This window comes from Dolichospermum sp. UHCC 0259 (assembly GCF_009711935.1).
GTDB lineage: Bacteria > Cyanobacteriota > Cyanobacteriia > Cyanobacteriales > Nostocaceae > Dolichospermum.
The window spans coordinates 12,847-31,078 of the sequence record NZ_VIKX01000208.1; the positions used below are offsets into that span (position 1 = coordinate 12,847).

Consider the following 18,232-nt stretch of genomic DNA (forward strand, 5'->3'; position numbering starts at 1 on the left):
TAACGCTATAATCAGAGGTTGAGATTAACGAACGGGTTCAAGTCCGGGGTTTCGCATATCAATTTTGGATTAATCTCAAATCCGAAATTTAAAATCTAAGATTGTGATCACAAGTTTACAAAATTCTTTAGTTAAACAAATCCGCAAGTTGCACTCCACGAAGGAGAGAAATAAGCAACAACTATTCTTATTAGAAGGAACACATTTGCTAGAGGAAGCTTGTGCAGTTTCCTATCCCTTAGATGCGGTATGTTGTACTTCACAATGGTATGAGACACATCCCCAACTATGGGAAGTGATTTGTAGTCAGTGCTATCGGGTGGAAATTGTCAGTCCAGAAGTTTTAGCAGCAATGGCTACAACTGTCAATCCTGATGGTATAGTGGCGATCGCTCAACGAGAAGCACAACCCAGACAAATTCCTTTCACTGGCTTAGTTCTGGCTTTAGAAACTGTCCAAGATCCTGGTAACTTAGGAACTATGATTCGCACAGCCGCAGCCGCAGGTGCATCAGGTTTGTGGTTAAGCGAAGATAGTGTAGATTTAGATAATCCCAAGGTTTTACGAGCTTCTGCTGGACAATGGTTTCGCTTAAATATGGCTGTAAGTGCAGATTTGCAAACCACCGTTCGGCAAAGTCAGCAAGCAGGAATGCAAGTAATAGCTACCTTACCTAATGCCGATTTAACCTATTGGCAAGTAGATTGGCGTAAACCTAGTTTAATATTATTGGGTAACGAAGGAGCGGGATTATCAGCGGATTTAGCCGCATTAGCAGATATCCAGGTGAAAATTCCCCTTAGTCCTGGAGTAGAATCCTTGAATGTAGGCATCACTGCTGCTTTAATGTTATATGAAGCTCAAAGACAGAAAATTTCTCAGTAAGGTTTGCTAAATCAATCTAAAACCTCAATAAATCAAGATTTTCCGGGTTAGAAAGGTGAATTAGTTGCAAAAAACCAGCGTTGAAACCGTTCATTTATCGCTCACTTTCCCAAATTTAATCTTATTCTTACCTCCCTCCTTCTTCCTCCTTCTTCCTTCTTCCTCCTGACTCCCTCCTTCTTCCTCCTTCTTCCTTCTTCCTCCTGACTCCTTCTTCCTCCTGACTCCTGACTCCTCCTTCCGACTATTTGTTTTTTTGCTCTAAATACTGTTCAATATCAGCAATTGCATCTTCCCAAGCCGCTAGATCAAAAGTATGAGTGTTTTCACTGCTTTCTTGGTTTGTAGAATTACTCATATCTGATATGGAATGATCTGGAACAATATCTTGTAACTCATTGAGGAAGTCCTGAATATCTTGATCAACAAAATTGCTTTGAGAGTCTTTAATAGGTTTCATAATCTTCATAAGAGAATCATGATTGATGTATGTAATGATAAATTGCAGTTACTAATCCAACTTTCTGCGCGAACATGAATAAATTTGTGAAACAAGGGTTAATTTGGCTGGGTACAGCTACCATTACGTTGAGTTTAATGGCGTGCGATGCCTTCGGCGGGCGTAGCCATCGCCTGTTTCCTCCTCAAGGTGATATAGTTGAGAGAGTTAGTGATGGTGATACATTAGTATTGAAAAATGCTGATGGTAAAAAGTTCACAGTGCGGTTTGCTTGTATTGATGCTCCAGAAATACCGCATTCTCAGAAAGAAAAGAAGAGTAAAATTACTAAAGATGTAAATCAGTTTGCTTGGGGTACGAAAGCAAAAATACGGATAGAGGAACTGATCAAACAAACAGACAATCGTGTACAGTTAAATATTACAGATAGCGATAGCTACGGCAGAAAAATTGCCGAAGTACGTTTAAAAGATGGCACTTTTTTACAGGAAGTTTTGTTAAAAGAAGGATTGGCTAAAGTATATCGTTCTTATTTAAGCAAATGTCCAAGCAAGGACATAGTACAACAAGCCGAAGCACAAGCGCAACAGCAAAAAATTGGCGTTTGGAGTGATAAAAAATTTGTTGATCCTTGGGATTATCGAAAAGCAAATAAGCAAATTAGAAATTAAGCCCTACTTCAGTAGTAACTGCTTTCAGCAAATTATGTCTGTGGGGAATTTTTACAAAAACTCACGCAAGAACTCAAAGGGATTATCTTCCCAACAAGGTTCGGGTACTAACCACACCAATTTGCTTTTAATTTCGTCTTCAATTTCATCGCTATCGTCTCTATCAAATAGTGAAGTTAAAGCTTCCCAATCGCGTTCTCTCAGGGAGTTCATGTAGGAAACATTTACCTGTAGATTATAATGGTAATTCACAAGCAGATTTTTAGTTAACTTTTATAAAGACTAAGTATTATCTCTTAAAAAAAACACTTAGTTGATTTTGCTCAACATCAAAATGATAGTGATCATCATCGTATTTACACTATATAGCGATCGCGTTTTCTTGTCGAATAATCTTGATCATCTGCAATTAAATTTCCTTTGCCCAAAATCCCCCGATCCTATAAACTCAAAGATGCTGAGTTATTCCTAATCATGTCCGACTCCCAAGTAAGTGCTGCTGTTGCGAAACTCTACGATACCTACCCTTTCCCTCCCGAACCCATCCTCGACGAACCACCACCAGGTTACAATTGGCGTTGGAATTGGTTAGCTGCTTATAGCTTCTGCACAGGTAGAAAACCACAAAAGCAAGATATCCGCATCTTAGATGCTGGTTGTGGTTCAGGAGTTGGAACGGAATATTTAGTCCATCTCAACCCACAAGCGCAGGTAGTGGGTATAGATTTAAGTGCTGGTACACTGGAAGTCGCAAAAAAACGCTGTCAAAGTTCCGGCGCTGATCGTGTAGAATTTCATCACTTAAGTATCTATGATGTGGAACAAATTCCTGGACAATTTGATTTAATAAATTGTGTTGGGGTGCTTCATCATCTCCCAGATCCCATTCGTGGTATCCAAGCATTAGCGAAAAAACTCGCTCCCGGTGGATTAATGCACATCTTTGTGTATGGAGAACTGGGAAGATGGGAAATACAACTCATGCAAAAAGCGATCGCTCTCCTCCAAGGTAACAAAAAAGGCGACTATCGTGATGGAGTTCAAGTCGGGAGAAAAATATTTGCTTCACTACCAGAAAATAACCGCATTGTCAAGCGTGAAAAAGAAAGATGGTCAATGGAAAACCAGCGGGATGAATGTTTCGCCGATATGTACGTCCATCCCCAGGAAACAGACTACAATATTGATACATTGTTTAAATTCATAGACGCTTCCGAATTAGACTTTGTAGGTTTTTCCAATCCCGGATTTTGGCAACTAGAAAAGCTGCTAGAAAAAGCCCCAGAACTAATTGAACGAGCCGCCGAACTCACAGAACGTCAACGTTACCGTCTCATAGAATTACTGAATCCCGAAGTAACCCATTACGAATTTTTCCTCACTCGTCCCCCCCTACCCAAAACTGACTGGTCAGTAGATAACACTTTATTAACTGCAATCCCCGAACTTAACCCTTGCATAGATGGGTTTCCCAGTCAATGTTTATTTAACTATGACTACCAAATAGTTAACCTATCAACAGCCGAATTTGAATTCATGAAAAGCTGTGACGGTAAATCTACCGTAGCAGAGATTTTAACCAAAGTTCAGTTTGATTTAGATGGAGTCAGAAGTCTTTTGCAACAACAAATGATCTTACTGATACCCGGTTAAGTAGAAGAGAACCAAACTTCAGGAAGTTCATCTACATCTTCCACCAAAAAATCTCGATACACCCAGATTCGAGAAGCATTGTAGAGATCACTAAGAATAGGTTTTAATACACCATTTTTATCCCAAGGTTGAAGATCAGAATCTAATTCACAAAAACCGACCCATGAATGTCCTTGTTGCTGCAAATCCTTAGCCCTGACAAGGATTGCAGCCAATACAGCCATATCATAAGGTTTTAGGGAAGTATCCATTGCCCCAATAGAAACTTGTCGTTCTAGCATAGATTCTGAAAGAGGAAAAACATTCAAATTTGGATGTCTGGCTAATTCTCTCAATCTTTCTGGGACTTTTGTTAATTCATTTGTAACCAATCCATCAAACTTATCAAAAACTCGAAACGCTGCATTAGCATCTTCTGTAGTCAGTTTCCCTTGTCTTTTAGCCCATTGGACAAATTTACGTAGATCGTTAGAATCAGTACGTGGAGTAAATCGCCGGGGTATAGTTTCACGTGCTTCTGTGAGGCAGATAGCAGGTAAATGTAACTCAAACTCTCCAGCTTTCGCAAGTTCAAGTAATTGAGCCGCTTGGGGAGTCTGTAAATGTTCAGGTTTAAGAATATCTACAACCCAGTTTGTTTCGACAAAAACCGCTTGAGGCTTCATTTTGCAACTTTACTCCACCTTGGTCCACCAGCCCTGACTTCACCAAGTCGCAGAAGATTGATTATCCGTCCGCCAAACAAATTTTTCAAATCATCTGGTAAACTGTCTATACTAGTTTGCAGTTTCAATTTCTCTAACCATCGCTGAACTTGTGATTCAAACTCAAGGTAAGGGTTTCCCTTCCATTGCTTATCTGCTGGTGGTAATAAATAATTTGGAAGTCTTGCTTCACCAACAACTCGAATTGATGAACCCTGAGAATCATCCAAAGAATCCCACAGGACAATAACACGCTCTCCAGCAACAAGTAAGCCAACAGAGCAACCAAACCCAATCATTGAGCCTTTAAGCTGATCAATAATATTGTTAGAATTGTTAAGATGGATATTAATATCATTGAGTTTTACTTCAACAATCATCAAATATTCTCCATCTGGGCTGGTAACGATAATATCTGGATGTGATGTTTTCATAGAAATATCGAAATATTGAACTTGAGTTCATGAACAAATATGATGGTTCTGCCATATTGACTAACATTCTAGCCCAAGTTGGGCTAAACTTAGACGGAGTAAGACACCTCCTCAAACAACAACTACTCTTACTAACCCCCGCTTCATGAAAAAATCAGTCATAGGTGATTCTGTTACCAATGACTAATGACCAATGACCAATGACCAATGACCAATGACCAAAAATAAGTTAATTGTTTTTTTCTAAAGTAGTGTTACCGGATCGTGATATGATTCAACTGACTGAATGTGCAGTCATCTCATATTAGCTGTACTGGTTTCAAGTCTCGTGAGCTTGTCAGAAGAATCAATTGCACCGACTCAGACAACACAACAAGATGAGAAATCTGGTTTTGCTCAAACAGAACCAGTAAGCTCTTCCATGCAAGAGTTTTATCAACTCTATCAGAAGTTGCTAGTAATCACACTTGTGTTGACGGGGATTATTTTTATCTCTGTGTGGATTTTTTATTCCTTAAACATAGCCCTAAATTATTTGATTGGGGCGTGTACAGGTGTGGTTTACTTAAAAATGCTGGCTAACGATGTCGAGAGACTTGGTGGTGAAAAACAAAGTTTGAGTAAAAATCGTTTTGCTCTAATAATGATACCGATTATATTGGCGAGTCAATGGCATCAGCTACATATCCTGCCGATATTCTTGGGGTTTCTCACCTACAAAGCTACCCTCCTCATCTATATGGTGCAAACTGCATTCATTCCTGAAGCTTAAAGGGTGTAAGCACTGCTAAACCCCTACAGACAATCCTCCAATCCTCGATTTTTGGGGAAAAACCTTGAAGAACGCCCATGCTTAGTGTATTAAACGCTTTTAACGCTTTTCCCCTCGCCGAACTAGAAGTAGGTCATCACTTCTTGTGGCAACTGGGCAGTCTCAAAATACATGGGCAAGTATTTCTCACCTCATGGTTTGTGATTGCTATCCTAGTAATAGCATCACTAGCTGCCACCAGGAACGTCCAAAAAATTCCTCGTGGCATCCAAAATTTGATGGAATATGCCCTAGAATTTATTCGGGATCTAGCGAAAAACCAACTCGGAGAGAAAGAATATCGCCCCTGGGTACCATTTATTGGTACGCTATTCTTGTTTATCTTCGTATCAAATTGGTCAGGAGCATTAATTCCCTGGAAGCTAATCCACTTGCCTTCTGGTGAACTAGCCGCCCCTACCAACGACATCAATACAACAGTCGCATTGGCATTGCTAACCTCCTTGGCGTATTTTTACGCTGGATTTAGCAAACGAGGTTTAGGCTACTTTAAGAAATATATCGAGCCAACACCGATTCTATTGCCAATTGCCATTCTCGAAGATTTTACCAAGCCCCTCTCCCTAAGCTTCCGGTTATTTGGAAATATATTGGCGGATGAATTAGTAGTGGCGGTATTGGTATTGCTCGTGCCTCTCTTTGTGCCTTTGCCTGTAATGGCCTTGGGTTTATTTACTAGTGCCATTCAAGCCCTAGTATTTGCTACCCTAGCCGGGGCGTATATTCATGAGGCTTTAGAGGGACACGGCGAAGAAGGACATGAGGAGCATTAACGCCCTCAGTTGATTGCCTAGTTTAGACGAGCAAACTTGCTCAAAATATCGCTACAGCGATTTAAAACCCTGGTGCAGTGTGAAAACACAAATCTAGTTTGTTACGGACATTTGTAATTTTTGTAGTTAAAGCAAGGAAAATCGTCATGGATCCATTAGTACAAGCTGCTTCAGTTCTAGCTGCTGCTCTCGCTATCGGTTTAGCTGCAATTGGACCTGGTATTGGTCAAGGTAATGCAGCAGGTCAAGCAGTAGAAGGTATTGCACGTCAGCCCGAAGCAGAAGGCAAAATTCGCGGCACACTACTTTTAACCTTAGCCTTCATGGAATCCTTGACAATTTACGGTTTGGTAATTGCCTTGGTATTGCTATTCGCTAACCCTTTTGCCTAAGACCGAAGAAGTTTTGTTAGTGTAGAGACGTGAAAGATGTCACAGACAGCGAAAAGCTGGACATCTACACGCCTCTACAAACCGGCAACTTATTGATCATTGGTGAAAACGGGATTCGTAAAATTATCACAGGCTGGATCATCTTACTAGCCAAGAAAATTAGTATTCCAGCCAAAGAGGAGAGAAATGTTTGATTTCGATGCTACCTTGCCATTGATGGCATTGCAATTCCTGTTGTTGGCAGCTTTGTTGAATGCAATTTTCTACAAGCCTATGACTAAGGTATTGGATGATCGGGATAATTATGTCCGTACCAATAACCTTGATGCTCGTGAACGCTTGGCTAAAGCTGAAACCTTAGCTAAAGAGTATGAGCAGCAACTGTCATCTGCACGTAAGCAGTCTCAATTGACTATAGAAACTGCCCAGAATGAAGCTAAGAAAATTACGGCAGAAAAAATAGCCCAAGCCCAACAGGAAGCACAAGCTCAACGCGAACAAGCTGCTAAAGAAATAGAGCAACAAAAGCAAGCAGCTATGGCTACCCTAGAAGGACAAGTGGATGCTCTCAGCAACCAGATTCTAGAAAAACTATTAGGATCAGCTTTGGCGAAATAATATAGCAGGAGTCAGGAGTCAGCACTTCGGCTTCGCTCAGTGACCCTTCAGGAGTCAGGAGTAAAAGCCTGTTATGGAATCAAGTTCCATGATTAATTGATTTTCTTACTACCTTGGCGGTTGTTATATTACCAAATTGGTTCTACGAAAGCATAAACACTTAAGGGCATTTGCCTAGAAAGTGGCGAAATTTAAGTGTCCAAAAAGTTGGCACTTTTTTCCCTGTCGGGAAAAATTAACGAATTACCAAGCGAGCAGCGCACTTGTAGATGGGTAACATGGGCAATATTTTATTACTTGCCGCAGAAGCTGTTCACTCTGAAATGGCAGAAGGCGGTTTTGGTCTAAACCTAGACATCCTGGAAACCAATCTAATTAACTTAGTAATTCTGATTGGCATACTATTCTACTTTGGACGCAAAGTTTTAACCAATATCTTGACTGAAAGACGCTCCGGTATTGAAAGCGTTATTCAAGATGCAGAAGGACGCTTGCGGGAGGCTCAAACTTCTTTGGCGAAAGCTCAAGGACAGTTAACTCAAGCACAGCAAGAAGCACAGAGAATCACTCAAGTAGCTGAACAAAATGCTCAAGCTGCGAAAGAGGCTATTTTAGCTAAGGCAAATCTGGATGTAGCTCGGTTGAAAGAAACCGCAGCATCTGATTTGAATGCAGAACTAGAAAAAGCGATCGCCCAACTTCGACAAAAAGTAGTCGCTCAAGCGCTGCAAAAAGTGGAAGGACAACTCAAGGGTGGTATTAGCGCAGATGCTCAACAAATTTTAATTGATCGCAGCATCGCACAACTGGGAGGCGAGATATGAAAAGTGATGCAGCTACCGCTGAAGTATCTCAGCCTTATGCACAGGCCTTGTTATCCATTGCTCAATCTCAAAACGTAACAGAAGAGGTTGGTGGAGACGCACGGACATTTATCGGCTTTTTAACAGGGAATCAAGAACTCACAGGCTTTTTGAGCAATCCCTTTGTGAAGCCAGAAAACAAGAAAAATGTCCTCAAACAATTACTTGGCGAAGGTGTAAACCCCTGCCTACGTAACTTTTTACTGCTGTTAGTTGACAGAAGACGCATTGCTTTTTTAGAACCGATTTTACAGCAGTATTTGGCGTTATTACGCCAGCTAAATCAAACTGTATTGGCTGAAATTACTTCTGCGGTTCCCCTCACAGAAACCCAACAGCAAGCAATTACAGAAAAGGTAATTACTCTCACCAACGCTCGTCAAGTGGAATTAGCCACCAGAATAGACAGCGATTTAATTGGTGGTGTAATTATCAAAGTTGGTTCTCAAGTAATTGACGCTAGTTTGCGTGGACAACTACGTCGTCTTTCTTTGCGTTTAAGCAGTAACTAAATCGGTAATGGGTAATGGGTAATAGGTAATGGGTAATAGGGATAATTTTTCCCAATGACCAATGACCAATGACCAATCACTAATTATCATTAACTTCTTCCGAAACTAATTAGCACGACAAATGAGCATTTCCATTAGACCTGACGAAATCAGCAGCATCATCCAACAACAAATCGAGCAATACGACCAAGAGGTTAAAGTTGCTAACGTTGGTACAGTGCTACAAGTAGGTGACGGTATTGCCCGGATTTATGGCTTGGAAAAAGCTATGGCTGGGGAACTCCTAGAATTTGAAGATGGCACAATCGGTATCGCCCAAAACTTAGAAGAAGATAACGTTGGTGCGGTATTGATGGGCGAAGGTCGGAGTATTCAAGAAGGTAGCTCTGTAACCGCTACTGGTAGAATTGCTCAAGTAGGCGTAGGTGACGCTCTCATTGGTCGCGTTGTAGATGCTTTGGGTCGTCCTATTGATGGTAAAGGTGATCCCAAAACAACCGAAACTCGGTTAATTGAATCTCCTGCACCTGGGATTATTGCTCGTCGGTCTGTACATGAACCGATGCAAACAGGGATTACCGCTATTGACTCCATGATTCCCGTAGGCCGTGGTCAACGGGAATTGATCATTGGCGATCGCCAAACTGGTAAAACAGCGATCGCTATTGACACCATCATCAACCAAAAAGGTGAAGATGTAGTTTGCGTTTACGTGGCGATCGGTCAAAAAGCTTCCACCGTTGCTAACGTAGTCCAAACCTTACAAGAAAAAGGCGCGATGGATTACACAGTAGTTGTTGCTGCTAACGCCAGTGACCCAGCTACCCTACAATTCCTCGCTCCCTACACAGGCGCTAGTATTGCTGAGTATTTCATGTACAAAGGCAAAGCGACCTTAATCATCTATGATGACCTTTCCAAGCAAGCTCAGGCTTATCGCCAAATGTCCTTGCTGTTACGTCGTCCACCCGGTCGGGAAGCGTATCCTGGAGACGTATTCTACATTCACTCTCGCTTGTTGGAACGTGCTGCTAAACTCAGCGATGAATTAGGTAAAGGTAGTATGACTGCATTACCTATCATTGAAACCCAAGCTGGTGACGTATCCGCATACATTCCTACCAACGTAATTTCCATTACCGACGGTCAGATTTTCTTGTCTTCTGACTTGTTTAACTCTGGTATCCGTCCTGCTGTAAACCCCGGTATCTCTGTATCCCGTGTAGGTTCTGCGGCGCAAACCAAGGCAATGAAGAAAGTTGCCGGTAAGATTAAATTGGAATTGGCACAGTTTGACGACTTACAAGCTTTCGCGCAATTCGCTTCCGATTTAGATAAAGCCACCCAAGATCAGTTGGCGCGTGGTGTGCGTTTACGGGAACTCTTAAAACAGCCCCAAAACGACCCTCTCTCCGTAGCTGAACAAGTAGCGGTTCTTTACGCTGGTATTAACGGTTATTTAGATGACATCGCAGTTAATCAAGTAACTACCTTTGCTAAGGGTTTACGTGATTACTTGAAGAATGTTAACACTGCCTATTACCAAGGCGTACAAGGTAGCAAAGCCCTCGGTGATGCAGAAGAAGTAGCTTTGAAAGCTGCTCTGACCGAGTTCAAGAAGACCTTCCAAGCAGCAGCGTAATTAGTCATTTGTCAGTGGTCAGTGGTCAGTAGCAATAATAGACAACTGACAACTGACAACTGGCAACTAACAACCAATAAAAATTATGGCTAATCTCAAATCAATACGCGATCGCATCCAGTCGGTCAAAAACACCAAGAAAATCACAGAAGCCATGCGGCTTGTAGCAGCGGCGAGAGTCCGTCGCGCTCAAGAACAAGTAATTGCTACCCGTCCCTTTGCTGACCGTTTGGCGCAAGTATTGTATGGCTTGCAAACCAGACTGCGGTTTGAAGATGTTAACCTTCCCCTACTGAAAAAACGCGAAGTTAAAACAGTAGGTTTGTTGGTAATTTCTGGCGATCGGGGTTTGTGTGGTGGTTACAACAGTAACGTGATCCGCCGTGCCGAAAATCGTGCCAAGGAACTCCAAGCTGAAGGTGTAAACTATACTTATGTATTGGTTGGTCGCAAAGCTATTCAATACTTTCAACGCCGTAATCAGCCCATTGATGCTACATACAGCGGTTTAGAACAGATTCCTACCGCAGCAGAAGCGACAAATATTGCTGACGAACTACTTTCTCTCTTCCTGTCGGAAAAAGTAGACCGGATTGAGCTAGTTTATACAAAATTTGTCTCCTTGGTTAGTTCTCGTCCCGTCGTGCAAACCCTTCTACCTTTGGATACCCAAGGTTTGGAAGCAGCGGATGATGAAGTTTTCCGTTTAACTACTCGTGGTGGTCAATTCCAAGTAGAACGGGAAAAAGTAGCTAGTACAGTGACAGCTTTACCTAGTGACATGATTTTTGAACAAGATCCAGTGCAAATTCTGGATTCATTGTTGCCATTATATCTGAGCAATCAGCTATTAAGAGCATTACAAGAATCAGCAGCTAGTGAATTAGCCGCACGGATGACAGCAATGAGTAACGCCAGCGATAACGCCGGTGAATTGATTAAAAGTCTATCTTTGTCTTACAACAAAGCTCGTCAAGCCGCAATTACCCAGGAACTTCTGGAAGTTGTCGGTGGTGCGGAAGCGTTGACTTAATTTGGTGATTGGTGATTGGAGGTAGTTGTAAAATTAACTATAGCCAATCATCAGTTATTAATTTTTGATCTATATAAATAGGGTCTGCTGAATAAACCTAGAACTGAGATATATGACGTTGCTGATTTTGGGTATGACAGGGGAAAGGTGCGATTCCTATCGCAACTTCTACGGATCGTTTCGCGATAGCGAAGCGCTCCGTAGGAATCGCAAACCAGAACAATAATTACTATTATTTGGATAAGGAGTTGGCACATCTGCAAATTTGAGATAGTGAATTAATAATTTAATAGAATATCGGAGCATTTCTTCAGATTTAGAATAACAAAGAGTTTTTCTATGCAGCCTGGCTAAATAATGTCTTAATCTTGTATTTTCACCCTCTACTCTAGTCATATAGATTTTGCTGATAATTTGATCACCATCGGGAATAAAATTTGGATAAACTTTCCATCCATCTGTGACATAAAAATAGCATTGCCATTGACTAACAAGTTGCCATAATGGAGCAAAAGTTTCGCCACTATGATCTCCTAAAACCCATCCTAAAATGCCCTGTTTAAAGTGGTTTACAGCCGTCCAGAGCCAAATTTTGTTTTTTTTGACCCCACAAAAGTTTCTAATTCATCTAATTCTCCTACATCAGGAATCGTTTCAGGGTCATAGTAATATGGCAACAGTTTTCCTACTTGTTTGACCCAACCAATAATCGTCGTATGATGCACATTTTTTACTCTTTCAATACCTCTAAATCCCATGCCATTAACATACATTTTTAGACATTCTCGTTTAACGTCTTCACAGTAACCTCTCTGGGTTTCGTAACAGTCTATGAATTGGCGACAACAGTTCACACAAATATAGTTTTGTTTCCCCTTTTTATGACCATTTTTATTGATATGATTTGACTTACATTCAGGACACTGCATAATATTTGATTCCGAGAGGTGTTATTTTTTAGCGATGCCTACGGAGCGCTTCGCTATCGCGAAACCCTTCGTAGGCATCGCACCTTTCCCCCAATCATACCCTAATTCAGCAACGCCATCATTTAATAAAGTACAAATTTATCTGCGTCCATCCTCTTCCATCTGCGGTTAAATCTTTCTTGTTATACCTCACTTGAATAGGAATTGCTATAAGACAGTTAAATCAACATCTGTGGTATCTAAATCATGATTAAGGCGCTAAAACTACCCCAAAAATTAATGCTGCTTGGTTCAGGAGAACTAGGAAAAGAATTTGTCATTGCGGCTCAACGTTTAGGCAATTATATCATTGCTGTGGACAGATATGCCGATGCTCCCGCTATGCAGGTAGCTGATTGTGCAGAAGTTATTTCTATGCTGAGTGCTGATGATTTAGAAGCAGTTGTAAATAAACATCAACCCGATTTCATCATTCCCGAAATTGAAGCAATTAGAACTGAAAAATTACAAGAATTTGAACAAAGAGGAATTACAGTCATTCCCACAGCAGCGGCGACTAACTACACCATGAACCGCGACAGAATTAGAGAATTAGCACATCAAGAATTAGGAATTAGAACTGCTAAATATGGTTATGCAGTTACTTTAGAAGAGTTAATTACTATTTCCGCAGAAATTGGTTTTCCTAATGTTGTTAAACCCGTAATGTCATCTTCTGGAAAAGGTCAATCTGTAGTTAATAATAGAAGTGAAGTAGAAAAAGCTTGGAATTATGCTATTTCCAATTCTCGTGGTGATAGCCAAAAGGTAATTGTTGAAGAATTTATTAATTTTGAAATTGAAATTACTTTACTAACTATTAAACAATGGGACGCACCGACTATTTTTTGTGATCCCATTGGCCACCGTCAAGAAAGAGGTGATTATCAAGAATCTTGGCAACCCGCAGCTATTTCTGAAGATAAAATCTTAGCATCTCAAGCAATTTCTAAAAAAGTTACTGATGCTTTAGGTGGTGCGGGAATTTTTGGGGTTGAATTTTTCATTACTAAGGATGAAGTCATTTTTTCTGAACTGTCTCCCAGACCCCATGATACAGGTATGGTAACATTAATTTCTCAGAATTTAAATGAATTTGAATTACATCTGCGAGCTATTTTAGGTTTACCAATTCCCCACATTGAACAGTTAGGATTTTCGGCAAGTGCGGTAATTTTAGCTTCGGAAAAATCTGATTCTATTACTTTTACTGGTGTAGCTGAAGCTTTAGCTGAAAAAGATGTAGATATTAAGTTGTTTGGTAAGCCTACTGCTCATCCTTATCGTCGTATGGGGGTAGCTTTAGCAAAAGGTGGGGATATTCAAGCAGCTAGAGAAAAGGCGGTAAAGGCAGCTAGTCAGGTGAAAATAAGTTATACTCAACACGGCTTAATTACTTGATTCTTCAGGTAGGGGTTTAGCAGTGCTAAACCCCTACAAATCTGGGGTTTTCGTGATTTTATAAAAGTCCATGTCTCAACCGTTTTTAGTATAAGCATTCACCTATAGTAGTATGCACTTGAAATGAGATATAAAATTTACAGTAAAAGCCATACAATCCAAGGCTTTTACTTTTTCATTTCTTCTTTCTTCATTTCTTCTTTCTTCATTTCTTGATTTCTTCCTTCTTGATTTCTTCCCTCTTGATTTCTTCCCTCTTGATTTCTTCCCTCTTGATTTCTTCCTTCTTCATTTCTTCTTTCTTCATTTCTTCCTCCTGACTCCTGACTCCTGACTCCTGACTCCTACCATAATTATGAGATCCAGAATTGAAAATAACGTTTTGTTTATTCACCATGAAGATGTACCAGAATTTAAAAAAGGTGGTTCTGTTGTCAGAAATTCCTATTTTTGGGCTTTACGTTCCATTGCTGGACGTGCTAGACGCTATCATGATTGGGAATACGAATCAGAAGTTTGGTTTGCACTAGAACGAATGCTTTTATCTTTTACTGAATCTGGGTATTTAGGTTATAAAGAAACAATGTTAGAATTTCCTTTATCACAGGGTGAAATTCCGTCTGTGTTGCGGAATGCAGCGACTTGGGAATAAGATTTTCCCGTTACATAGGAGAAGAAATGCAGTAGGTATTACGTCCTTGTGCTTTGGCTTGATAAAGTGCTTTATCTGCTGTGGCAATTATGCTTTCTGGAGAATTATCCTGGCTAGGAATCATGCTAGTAATACCTATACTCAATGTGACACAAGTATTGACTAATGAAGATTGATGAGGAATAGCTATACTTGCTATTTTCTCTTGCATCAGTTTAGTAACATGAATTACTCCTTGTAAATTAGTATTTGGTAAGAGGATAATTAGTTCTTCTCCACCATAACGAGCGACTAAATCCGTAGAACGTTTACAAGTTTGGGCGATCGCTTGAGCTACTTGGTATAAACATTTATCTCCCGCTTGATGACCATAGTAATCGTTGTAGAGTTTAAAGTAATCTATATCACACATAATCAGCCCTAAAAATGCTTTTTCTCGGCGCATTCTTTGCCATTCATAACTAAGTTTTTCATTAAAGCACCGACGATTAGCTAATTGAGTTAAACCATCTATATTTGCTAATTTTATTAATTCTTGATTTGCTTTTTTGAGAGCTTCTTCAGTGTGTTTATGTTGAATAAATTCACTTAGCTCCAAAGCCACAGCATTGATGAAATCTAATAGTTCGATATTATAGGTGATAGGCGATCGCGTAAAAAAGCATAGGATAATTAAAGACTTTTTTTGTAAAGTAATAGGTACAGTCAATATAGACCTAAGTTGAGCATTTTTAGCTAGTTCCCACCGCAAAAATGTATGTTCTTTCACTTGCCAAATATCCTCAATCCAGTCAGATTGTTGGATCTCCCAAACTTTACCCTGTACTCCTACTCCATAGGGAAAAGTATATTTCCGACTAGCTTGAGCAAAGGAGATTAAAAGTTGATCATGTTTATCATAAGAAGCTTTACTTAGATACAATTCTGTTTGTTCTGGATTAGTAATCCAAACTTCGCCATAGTCCCAACCAATTATTTGTCTAAGTTCAGATAATACAGCATCTAAAGCTTGTTCAAAATTAACAGCCTGACTGATTAAATTAATAGTTTTCAGTAAAAATTCTAGTTTAGATTCAATTTGCTGTTTGCGATTAATTTCTTTTTGTAAATATTGATATTGTTGGGAAATAATTAATTGATGTTCTACTCTGATTAATAGTTCTTCTGGGTGAAAAGGCTTAATAATATAGTCAGCACAACCCACCTTAAATGCCTTTATTTGCTCAGAAATAGCATCTAGCGTACTTAAAAAAATGATAGGAATATGACGAGCATAATCACTTTCTTTGAGGATTGAACAAACTGTATAACTATCCATGCCGGACATTTTTATATCCAAAATAATTATATCCGGTAATTGAGTGTGGATAATAGCCAGAGCAATTTCTCCACTAATTGCTTTTTTAACGTTATAGCCTTGTTGACTAAAAATTTCAGCCAGTATATTTAGGTTGTTAGGATGATCATCAACAACCAATAAATTAGCCTTAAACCCAGATACTCCTGTTTTTCCTAAGAGATTTGCAATCAAATTTTTATGTTGACAACTATGAGTGACTAAGTAGGGCAAAATATATCTCGAAAAAAATTACAGTTTTAACTATATTGAGCGATCATTTACTTTTTAGCCAAAGATTAAATGACAAATAAATAAATGCCACATTTCTTTACAGAGCATCACAGAGATGAACTTAATCGGGTCTTAGATTGTAACATATACTATTCAATTTTTTCACAACAAATTAATAGTTTTTCTATTGCCTCAGCTAAAGAAATCAATTCTGGCCAAGAAGAACCACTAACTAAGTTTTGAGCGTGCGCTAAACGATTGCGTAAATGTTCAGCAGATTTGAGTAACTTTTCCCCAGAGCGTTTAGAGTTCAATCCTAATTGCTGAAATAGTTCTGACTGATTTAATATTAGTTCGCGCTTATCGCAAAATTGCAGATAATCTAATAACTCTGTAGCCTCGTTTCTTTCTCGACTCTCACGCCATAATGTTTGAGCCGCACCCAGTCTATCAGGTTTAAGCACTTGTTGCCAAGAATCTGGGGGATAATAAAGCCTGACCAATCGGAGCAAATTCATTTCCAGTAAAGTGACCAAACTAAACAGCAGCATTCGCACAGGAGCTTTCTGTAAATCACCGTAAGTAATAATACCGCTGACGTGATTGGAATCTAATACAAATAATCTGGATTTTTCTGCTAAGATAGGCAATAATTTCATCAAAGGTGTAGAAATAGCCACTAATTCTTGGGGATGAAATATCTGTTGGTAGTCGCTGCATTTTCCAGCTTGACATAGCATTAAATCAGAACGTTTTACGTAACCACTGATAGTATTTTCCGCTTCTACCCCGACTACATCAAAATCTTGTAACTCCATCCAATGTAATACTTCTATCGCATCTGCATGAGCCGATACAGCTTTGAGAGGTTCGGCTACATATTCGATAGTGATACTTTTCTCAAATAAGCTGCGTAGATCTTGCGATCGTGATTTTAGCTGTTTCATCTACCCTGAGAAATAAAATAAATATTAGCCAAATCAGTATTTCATAAAACTCCCTGCTATAACTGTTTTCTAGATTTCATCTTTGTCGAGGTCTCAAGAAGTTTCCCACTATAGTTAAATTTTTGATACAGTATTAATGCTGAATGTAATATAACCCAATTATTTTCCATGCAAACACAACAATTATCTGTGAGTCTGATTCGGGCTAAATCTTACGAACAGGAAGCTTTAAAAGAATCTTTGGAAACACTCCTAGAACCTTTAGGAGGCATGGCTGCTTTTGTGAAACCAGGAAACCGCGTTTTACTCAAACCCAATCTGCTTACTGGTTCTCGTCCGACAAAAGAATGTACCACTCGTCCAGAATTAGTCCGTGCCGTTGCTGAAATGGTAATTGCTGTTGGTGGCAACCCATTTTTAGGAGATAGTCCTGCGTTTGGTAGTGCTAAAGGTGTGGCGATCGCCAATGGTTTATTACCAATTTTGGAAGAACTAAAGTTACCACTTGTGGAATTTCATGGTAAGCGTTATCAAACTGTAAACGATAATTTTAATCACTTGCTTTTATCTAAAGAAGCAATGGAAGCAGATGTGATTATTAATCTTCCTAAAGTGAAATCTCATATGCAATTAACCTTAACTTTAGGAGTAAAAAATCTCTTTGGTTGTGTTCCTGGAAAAATGAAAGCTTGGTGGCACATGGAAGCCGGCAAAGATGCTGACAAATTCGGAGAAATGTTAGTAGAAACTGCCAGAGCAATTAATCCAACTTTAACAATTTTAGATGGAATTATTGGTCATGAAGGTAATGGTCCAAGTGGGGGAGAACCTCGAAATTTAGAAATTTTAGCAGCATCAAGTAATGTATTTGCTTTAGATAGAGCAATGTTAGAAGTTCTCCAAGTTGCACCTGCACAAGTTCCCACGGTTGCAGCTTCTCAAAGATTAGGAATATGTCCAGAATTAAGTGAGATTCACTTTCCGAATTTATCCCCCGATTTATTACAAATTACAGATTGGCAATTACCGGAAAAGTTAATGCCCATAGATTTTGCGATGCCGCGTGTGATTAAATCTACTTTTAGGCATCTTTATATCCGCTTCATTAAAGAACCCATGAGCGCTTATAGAGTCAGTCGGTAAAAGAGGCAGGGGGGTAGGGGGAGTAGAAGTCTAGAAAAACTCCAAATTACTTTGGATGTGTTGGAAAAAATTGGGCTT

The 18,232-nt window shown here is 39.7% G+C and carries 23 protein-coding genes; 15 read left to right on the forward strand and 8 right to left on the reverse strand.

The window, feature by feature from the left end; genetic code table 11:
* Positions 1-103 precede the first annotated feature (103 nt).
* Positions 104-886: an RNA methyltransferase gene (locus FJR05_RS16890; RefSeq protein WP_168645188.1), complete on the forward strand. Its 783-nt coding sequence runs from the start codon at positions 104-106 to the stop codon at positions 884-886.
* Between the two features lie 244 nt (positions 887-1,130).
* Here FJR05_RS16890 and FJR05_RS16895 read toward each other — a convergent pair whose 3' ends face one another.
* Positions 1,131-1,346, reverse strand: a complete 216-nt coding sequence (locus FJR05_RS16895; RefSeq protein WP_168645189.1) for a hypothetical protein — start codon at positions 1,344-1,346, stop codon at positions 1,131-1,133.
* Positions 1,347-1,420: 74 nt separating this feature from the next.
* Here FJR05_RS16895 and FJR05_RS16900 point away from each other — a divergent pair, with 74 nt between their 5' ends.
* Complete coding sequence (locus FJR05_RS16900; RefSeq protein WP_168645190.1) at positions 1,421-2,017, forward strand: thermonuclease family protein; 597 nt, start codon at positions 1,421-1,423, stop codon at positions 2,015-2,017.
* Positions 2,018-2,068: 51 nt separating this feature from the next.
* Here FJR05_RS16900 and FJR05_RS16905 read toward each other — a convergent pair whose 3' ends face one another.
* Entirely contained in the window at positions 2,069-2,269 is a 201-nt protein-coding gene (locus FJR05_RS16905; RefSeq protein WP_168645191.1) for a hypothetical protein, read from the reverse strand.
* A gap of 222 nt (positions 2,270-2,491) precedes the next feature.
* Between FJR05_RS16905 and FJR05_RS16910 the strand changes: the two genes are divergently transcribed.
* On the forward strand, positions 2,492-3,670 hold the full coding sequence (locus FJR05_RS16910; protein WP_168645192.1) for a bifunctional 2-polyprenyl-6-hydroxyphenol methylase/3-demethylubiquinol 3-O-methyltransferase UbiG: 1,179 nt from the start codon (positions 2,492-2,494) through the stop codon (positions 3,668-3,670).
* Here the strand turns inward: FJR05_RS16910 and FJR05_RS16915 are convergent.
* Both FJR05_RS16915 and FJR05_RS16920 read right to left on the reverse strand, forming a co-directional pair.
* On the reverse strand, positions 3,667-4,335 hold the full coding sequence (locus tag FJR05_RS16915; RefSeq protein ID WP_168645193.1) for a hypothetical protein: 669 nt from the start codon (positions 4,333-4,335) through the stop codon (positions 3,667-3,669). The two genes, FJR05_RS16910 and FJR05_RS16915, sit on opposite strands and share 4 nt — an antisense overlap.
* A complete protein-coding gene (locus FJR05_RS16920) occupies positions 4,332-4,808 on the reverse strand; it encodes a hypothetical protein (protein ID WP_168645194.1) in 477 nt (158 codons plus the stop codon). The genes FJR05_RS16915 and FJR05_RS16920 overlap by 4 nt, the downstream gene beginning before the upstream one ends.
* Before the next feature lie 286 nt (positions 4,809-5,094).
* Between FJR05_RS16920 and FJR05_RS16925 the strand changes: the two genes are divergently transcribed.
* From FJR05_RS16925 to FJR05_RS16965, 9 genes are all read left to right on the forward strand, one after another.
* Positions 5,095-5,580 carry an ATP synthase subunit I gene (locus FJR05_RS16925; protein WP_172891155.1) on the forward strand — a complete coding sequence of 162 codons (486 nt, stop codon included), beginning with the start codon at positions 5,095-5,097 and terminating at the stop codon, positions 5,578-5,580.
* Positions 5,581-5,657: 77 nt separating this feature from the next.
* The gene (atpB, locus tag FJR05_RS16930) at positions 5,658-6,413 is read left to right on the forward strand and encodes a F0F1 ATP synthase subunit A (RefSeq protein WP_027403078.1); all 756 of its coding nucleotides are present in this window, start codon (positions 5,658-5,660) and stop codon (positions 6,411-6,413) included.
* Positions 6,414-6,559: 146 nt separating this feature from the next.
* A complete protein-coding gene (atpE, locus tag FJR05_RS16935) occupies positions 6,560-6,805 on the forward strand; it encodes an ATP synthase F0 subunit C (protein WP_013192016.1) in 246 nt (81 codons plus the stop codon).
* 29 nt (positions 6,806-6,834) lie between these two features.
* Positions 6,835-6,999 (forward strand): hypothetical protein, encoded by a 165-nt coding sequence (locus tag FJR05_RS16940; protein ID WP_168645195.1) that lies wholly within the window; start codon positions 6,835-6,837, stop codon positions 6,997-6,999.
* The gene (locus FJR05_RS16945; RefSeq protein WP_168645196.1) at positions 6,992-7,423 is read left to right on the forward strand and encodes a F0F1 ATP synthase subunit B'; all 432 of its coding nucleotides are present in this window, start codon (positions 6,992-6,994) and stop codon (positions 7,421-7,423) included. Before FJR05_RS16940 ends, FJR05_RS16945 begins: the two co-directional genes overlap by 8 nt.
* Positions 7,424-7,692: 269 nt before the next feature.
* Positions 7,693-8,247: a F0F1 ATP synthase subunit B gene (locus FJR05_RS16950; RefSeq protein ID WP_168645197.1), complete on the forward strand. Its 555-nt coding sequence runs from the start codon at positions 7,693-7,695 to the stop codon at positions 8,245-8,247.
* Positions 8,244-8,798, forward strand: coding sequence for an ATP synthase F1 subunit delta (gene atpH / locus FJR05_RS16955; protein ID WP_168645198.1), 555 nt, complete (start codon positions 8,244-8,246; stop codon positions 8,796-8,798). The genes FJR05_RS16950 and atpH overlap by 4 nt, the downstream gene beginning before the upstream one ends.
* A gap of 121 nt (positions 8,799-8,919) precedes the next feature.
* On the forward strand, positions 8,920-10,440 hold the full coding sequence (atpA, locus tag FJR05_RS16960; RefSeq protein WP_168645199.1) for a F0F1 ATP synthase subunit alpha: 1,521 nt from the start codon (positions 8,920-8,922) through the stop codon (positions 10,438-10,440).
* A gap of 85 nt (positions 10,441-10,525) precedes the next feature.
* Positions 10,526-11,473: a F0F1 ATP synthase subunit gamma gene (locus FJR05_RS16965; RefSeq protein WP_168645200.1), complete on the forward strand. Its 948-nt coding sequence runs from the start codon at positions 10,526-10,528 to the stop codon at positions 11,471-11,473.
* Between the two features lie 168 nt (positions 11,474-11,641).
* On the opposite strand, the gene FJR05_RS16970 is transcribed toward FJR05_RS16965, so the two are convergent.
* A protein-coding gene (locus FJR05_RS16970) for an IS1 family transposase (protein WP_168645201.1) occupies positions 11,642-12,402 on the reverse strand; the annotation gives its coding sequence in 2 pieces (ribosomal slippage) (positions 11,642-12,063 and positions 12,063-12,402; 762 coding nt in all).
* Positions 12,403-12,648: 246 nt separating this feature from the next.
* Between FJR05_RS16970 and purT the strand changes: the two genes are divergently transcribed.
* Entirely contained in the window at positions 12,649-13,842 is a 1,194-nt protein-coding gene (purT, locus tag FJR05_RS16975; RefSeq protein ID WP_168645202.1) for a formate-dependent phosphoribosylglycinamide formyltransferase, read from the forward strand.
* A 205-nt stretch (positions 13,843-14,047) separates the two neighbouring features.
* Here the strand turns inward: purT and FJR05_RS16980 are convergent, their stop codons facing one another.
* Positions 14,048-14,239, reverse strand: a complete 192-nt coding sequence (locus FJR05_RS16980) for a hypothetical protein (RefSeq protein WP_168645174.1) — start codon at positions 14,237-14,239, stop codon at positions 14,048-14,050.
* Here FJR05_RS16980 and FJR05_RS16985 point away from each other — a divergent pair.
* Positions 14,198-14,494: a hypothetical protein gene (locus FJR05_RS16985; RefSeq protein ID WP_168645203.1), complete on the forward strand. Its 297-nt coding sequence runs from the start codon at positions 14,198-14,200 to the stop codon at positions 14,492-14,494. The two genes, FJR05_RS16980 and FJR05_RS16985, sit on opposite strands and share 42 nt — an antisense overlap.
* A gap of 10 nt (positions 14,495-14,504) precedes the next feature.
* Here FJR05_RS16985 and FJR05_RS16990 read toward each other — a convergent pair whose 3' ends face one another.
* Both FJR05_RS16990 and FJR05_RS16995 read right to left on the reverse strand, forming a co-directional pair.
* Positions 14,505-16,025 (reverse strand): diguanylate cyclase domain-containing protein, encoded by a 1,521-nt coding sequence (locus tag FJR05_RS16990; protein ID WP_254446971.1) that lies wholly within the window; start codon positions 16,023-16,025, stop codon positions 14,505-14,507.
* A gap of 188 nt (positions 16,026-16,213) precedes the next feature.
* Positions 16,214-17,011, reverse strand: a complete 798-nt coding sequence (locus tag FJR05_RS16995) for a CBS domain-containing protein (RefSeq protein WP_168645204.1) — start codon at positions 17,009-17,011, stop codon at positions 16,214-16,216.
* 168 nt (positions 17,012-17,179) lie between these two features.
* Between FJR05_RS16995 and FJR05_RS17000 the strand changes: the two genes are divergently transcribed.
* Entirely contained in the window at positions 17,180-18,154 is a 975-nt protein-coding gene (locus FJR05_RS17000) for a DUF362 domain-containing protein (protein WP_168645205.1), read from the forward strand.
* Positions 18,155-18,232 lie beyond the last annotated feature (78 nt).